The following is a 4,625-nucleotide window of genomic DNA, read 5'->3' on the forward strand; positions in this document are numbered from 1 at the left end:
TACGATAGTTGAACAAACCTAAACAGGCTACCGCGTGCAGCCTATAAGGGGGATACTTTATGGAGAGTAAAACAATAACAATTAAATTAATAATATTTCTAGGATTAGTCCTTAGTCTTAGCTCGTGTTCGGGGGATAATCAAGTTGATCCAATAGGAACTACAATGCAAATGCAAAAAGCAATTGATAAAGATTATTATAATGGCTTGCTTAGTGTTCCCGGGAGTGCTAGGGAATGATAACGCACATATGCATTTGCCGCAAACAGGTGAGATATTTGCCCATGGAGCTTTAGGTTTATGGACAAGTTTGATTTATGTATTTTTCGCTTTCGCGGGTATCGAGGTCATGGGTCTGATGGCCACCAAATTGAAAAATCCATGTGACGCCCCTAAATCGGGTAGGGTCATGCTGTCTGTAATAACACTGCTTTATATCGTTTCTTTAGGATTGGCCCTTTTGCTTGCTCCATTTGACAGCTTTAGTAAAGAAGAAAGCCCTTTTGTCACAGCGCCTTCATGATTTAAAATTTTCTATACTCATCCATATATTTAATGGAGTATTAATCATTGCGGGGTTCTCAAGTCTAGTAGCCTCGCTTTTTTCCGTTACCCAAATGATGTATATCATAGCGAAAGACGGAGATGCGCCAAAACTGCTTTGTCAAGTGAGTAAACACCGTTTACCCTACGAATGGGCAGCGAGAATGATGGCGAATTCACGACGAGGATATTGGGAAATGTCCCGAAACATAAATAATGCCCTCAACCTTTCCTACTGGAAAGATCAAGGGCTACTTAGTCTAACGACTCGTTATCTCGAAATTCGTTAACCTTTAGGAACCGCCGTATGCGGACCCGCATGTACGGTGGTGTGAGAGGTCAGGGGCTAGCTGCCCCTATCTACTCGATTTAATGAATATAGGTTCAAGCTAATGGTCAATTTACGTTTCAATAGATATGCTGTATTTAACATTAGTTAAATGAATTGATATTGTTAAATCAGTACGAGATTCAGTAAATATAGATACGGTACATAGATTTAAACACTAAATTCAGTACGACATAATAATTATTTTCAGGATGATTAGTTAAATGAATACGATTGCTAGAAATACTAATTGTCTGTAACATGTTGGCAGAGACACGAATATACCCTAATATTTTTTAGGTATATTGAGGAATGGAAGATCAGCTAGCAGATTAAGAAAAACAAACAAATCAGTTTTAGGAGTGGAACACCAATGGGACCGTTTCAAGTTTTGGTTATGCAGGATATACATGCGGAAGGGCTTGCTGTTCTGCAAAATGCGAATTGTAAATATACAATTCCGGGCCTGTCAGACCGTGAAGTGTTGGTAAAGCTGGCCCGAGAGGCTGACGCCATTCTGGTTCGTACCGCATCGGTTAACAGAGAGCTAATTGAAAGCGCCACCAAGTGCAAAATCATAGCCCGTCATGGAGCAGGAGTCGATCAGATCGATTTGAAGGCCGCAGCCGAGTGCGGCATCTATGTTAGCAACACACCCTATGCAAACTCGAATTCCGTAGCTGAGCATACGGTAGGTATGATGATCGGCTTGTCCCATCAAATTCTGAAAGGCGATCGTGCCTTACGGCAAGACCGATTTGAGGTAAGAAACGAATACATTGGCACCGAACTGCAGGGAAAAACATTAGGCATTATCGGTTTAGGCAATATCGGCAAGCGAGTTGCGCGTAAATGCGCGCTCGGAATGGATATGAATGTTATGGCTTATGATTCCTTTTTGAAGGATGAGTCTGGCTTAGAATACGTTCGTATGGTCGACTCACTGGAGGCGCTATTGTCTCAATCTGATTTTGTTTCACTACATATCCCTTACTTGCCAGAATACCATAATCTCATAGACCGGCAAGCTTTGTCCCAAATGAAGCCCGGAGCATTTTTAATCAATTGCGCTCGTGGCGGGTTAGTGGATGAGCAGGCTTTGCTAGAAGCGCTTAAGAAAGGAAAGCTTGCCGGCGCGGGATTGGATGTGTTCGAGCAGGAACCTCCGGAAAATCAACATCCATTGTGGGAGCTGGATAATGTTATCGTAACCCCTCATATGTCAGCCCATACTGAAGATGCTCTAATTGCTATGGCAGTGGGCGCTGCAGAAGAAATTGTACGAGTATTGAACGGCGAACAGCCCGTTTATTGTGTAAATAAGCATTTAATCCTTCAATCATAGAGGTGTGAAAAAAACATGAAAAAAATAGTTGTCCAGGCAGAGGCATTAAGAAAGTTTAGTACAGCTGTATTTGCTAAGTCGCTTCCTGAACAAGAAGCTGCAATTGTAGCCGATAATTTGGTAGATGCTGATTTGTTGGGAGTTGAATCCCATGGCGTATCCCGCATACCAGGCTATTTGAAAAGAATGGAGCAAGGCTTGATCGAAAAATGCACGAGCATCACTCTGACTGCTGAAACACCGACAACCGCCATGTATGATGCAGGCAATGGTTGGGGGCAGGTCGTGTCCGTTAAAGCAATGCAAACCGCAATTGAGAAGGCGAAAACTTATGGTACGGCATTTGTCGGTGTGAACAATTCCAACCACATCGGTACATGCTCTTATTATACAAGAATGGCTGCGACTGAGGGCTGCATCGGCATAGCCATGACGAATACTTCAGCAATGATGGTTCCATTCGGTGCCAATGAGCCTTCATTAGGTACGAATCCTATCTCTTTTGCAGTTCCTACCGGAAAGGGCAAGGCTCCAGTCGTGCTTGATATGGCCACCAGTAATGTAGCAAGAGGAAAGATTATTTTAGCGAAAACAAAAGGTGATAAAATACCGGAAGGCTGGGCAGTAACTAAGGATGGTGAGCCGACAACGGATCCGATAGAAGCTCTTGAAGGCTTTTTACTGCCAATGGGTTCTAAAGGCTCAGGTCTAGCCATTATGGTGGATATCTTATCTGGCGTACTAACTGGCGCATTGTTTGGCAAACGTGTTCCCCGTATGTACGAGGACCCCGAGCCGCAGCGGATCGGACATTTCTTCGGCGTTATCAAGGTTGGGGCATTCATGGAAGAGCAAGAATTTTTCCGTCGTATTCAAGAAAAGATCGATGAAACGGTAAACAGCAAGCCTGCTAAAGGGTTTGACCGTGTATATATGCCTGGTGAAATCGAAGCCTTGAATATGAAAAAGCAGTTATCTGAAGGTATAGTGTTGTCCCCGGCTGTATTCCGTGATCTGGAACAGACAGGGAAGCAGTACGGGGTTGATATCCAAGCCTATTTATAAACTAAGTACAACATGGTTTAACAAGTAGAATTAGAAGATAACGATATCAGCTAACCCTCTTTTTCACTTGTTTACATACTGAAAACAGTATGAAATACAAAAATTTGGATTGATAGCAATATCCATATATACATTGTTCCTATTTTAACTATCGGAATAATTTAAGTGCTTTTGAAACTGCACACCCACGTTGACTGGTTAACCGGAGACACAACATTGATTATCATTGTTGTGTCTTTTTTATTGGATTCCTTTTTAACCAAAGTAGCAACGGTAATTAGACTGAAAAAAATGTAGGGGAACGATAGTTGAGGAGCAGCTTGCCTTATGGCTGCTCTTTTTTTAGCCCATTAAAGTAACTGGCAGTTTAGTGCGAATGATGTCAACTCCGTTAAGGGGCAGTTGAGGTTAACCCTTCTGAGGAGTATCTATTTGATAGACTCTCACTTCAAAAAAATGAGATATATAAAGATAAACAAAGATCTCATTTTCTGAAAACCCCATAATCAGGCATCGTAGGGCGAATGTATGTTTCTATCCAGAAAGCTAACGTGTGTTTTTAAGGTTTGCCAATTAATAAATAGTATAATAACATAGCTTCACAAGGACCAATTATTGGGAACCGAGGAGGATTATTTATTATGAATTTACCAGTAATAAATAATCAGCAAGCAATTTGACCACGCAATGATGGAAAAAAACAAGAAAGGAAGCGGCTTATGATTACCATTTATGATTGGTTTGGCTATGAATTGCCGATTAAGGAACGCTATCAGTTAATAAAAGAGGTGGGATTTGATGGCGTTTTATTATGGTGGAGTGAAGACTTTAATCGGAACGATTATCGCAACGGGCCACAAATTGCGCGAGAAGCGGGTCTTTTTATAGAAAATATCCACGCGCCTGTCAAAAACCAACACAGCCTTTGGCTTGACAATCTGGACGGTGAAGCCTTAACCGATTGTTATTTGCAATGTGTTGCAGATTGCGCCGAATTTGAGATTCCAACAATGGTGGTGCACCTGCCTAAAGAAGACAATCCATATAATGCATTGGGACTGGATAGAATCAAGAGAATCACTGAAAAAGCTGAACAGCTTGATGTCAATGTTGCACTGGAGAATTTACGGAATCTTACCAATTTGGCCTATGTGCTGGAGCAAGTGGATTCCCTGCGTATCGGATTCTGTTATGACTGCGGACATCACTACCGCTACTATCCAGGAGTTGATTTATTATCTATGTACGGTTCCCGGGTGATGGCACTCCATTTACATGATAATAACGGAAGTCGTGCCCAACACGGGTTACCCTTTGACGGCACGATTGATTGGTCTACAACCAT

General features: G+C 42.0%; 4 protein-coding genes and 2 pseudogenes. All 6 read left to right on the top strand.

The window, feature by feature from the left end:
* Positions 1-183: 183 nt before the first annotated feature.
* The gene (locus GC093_RS30110) at positions 184-522 is read left to right on the top strand and encodes an amino acid permease (protein WP_216624924.1); all 339 of its coding nucleotides are present in this window, start codon (positions 184-186) and stop codon (positions 520-522) included.
* Positions 503-631 (top strand): annotated as a pseudogene (locus GC093_RS37005) (hypothetical protein); the annotation flags it as partial. The gene GC093_RS30110 and the pseudogene GC093_RS37005, both read left to right, overlap by 20 nt.
* A 60-nt stretch (positions 632-691) precedes the next feature.
* Positions 692-832 (top strand): annotated as a pseudogene (locus tag GC093_RS36725) (group II intron maturase-specific domain-containing protein); the annotation flags it as partial.
* A gap of 411 nt (positions 833-1,243) precedes the next feature.
* Entirely contained in the window at positions 1,244-2,215 is a 972-nt protein-coding gene (locus GC093_RS30120; protein WP_171655653.1) for a hydroxyacid dehydrogenase, read from the top strand.
* A gap of 15 nt (positions 2,216-2,230) precedes the next feature.
* Positions 2,231-3,280 (top strand): Ldh family oxidoreductase, encoded by a 1,050-nt coding sequence (locus tag GC093_RS30125; RefSeq protein ID WP_171655654.1) that lies wholly within the window; start codon positions 2,231-2,233, stop codon positions 3,278-3,280.
* Between the two features lie 719 nt (positions 3,281-3,999).
* Positions 4,000-4,625 (top strand): sugar phosphate isomerase/epimerase family protein (locus GC093_RS30130; RefSeq protein WP_171655655.1); only part of this gene is annotated, 626 nt, incomplete at its 3' end.

Origin of the sequence: Paenibacillus foliorum (assembly GCF_013141765.1) — a bacterium.
GTDB lineage: Bacteria > Bacillota > Bacilli > Paenibacillales > NBRC-103111 > Paenibacillus_S > Paenibacillus_S foliorum.